The sequence below is a fragment of the Brevundimonas sp. PWP3-1b1 genome, from assembly GCF_049896065.1.
Lineage (GTDB): Bacteria > Pseudomonadota > Alphaproteobacteria > Caulobacterales > Caulobacteraceae > Brevundimonas > Brevundimonas intermedia_B.
In genome coordinates this window covers 1-541 of sequence record NZ_JAFCTO010000003.1, presented here as the reverse complement: position 1 = coordinate 541, position 541 = coordinate 1, and the positions used below count along the sequence as shown (strand labels likewise).

Genomic DNA, 541 nt, shown 5'->3' with positions numbered 1-541 from the left:
ACCCAACCTTCAACCTGCCCATGGATAGATCGCCCGGTTTCGGGTCTATTCCCAGCGACTAGACGCCCTATTAAGACTCGCTTTCGCTACGCCTCCCCTATTCGGTTAAGCTCGCCACTGAAAATAAGTCGCTGACCCATTATACAAAAGGTACGCAGTCACCCAACAAAGTGGGCTCCCACTGCTTGTACGCATACGGTTTCAGGATCTATTTCACTCCCCTCTCCGGGGTTCTTTTCGCCTTTCCCTCACGGTACTAGTTCACTATCGGTCAGTCAGTAGTATTTAGCCTTGGAGGATGGTCCCCCCATATTCAGACAAAGTTTCTCGTGCTCCGTCCTACTCGATTTCATGACTAAGAGATTTTCGCGTACAGGGCTATCACCCACTATGGCCGCACTTTCCAGAGCGTTCCGCTAATCTCAAAGCCACTTAAGGGCTAGTCCCCGTTCGCTCGCCACTACTAAGGGAATCTCGGTTGATTTCTTTTCCTCAGGGTACTTAGATGTTTCAGTTCCCCTGGTTCGCCTCTTACGCCTAT

The 541-nt window shown here is 50.6% G+C and carries 1 rRNA gene (cut by a window edge); it reads right to left on the bottom strand.

The window, feature by feature from the left end:
• Window positions 1–541 (bottom strand): 23S ribosomal RNA (locus ACP69V_RS15825); its annotated part reaches 533 nt to the left of the window's first position; the annotation flags it as partial.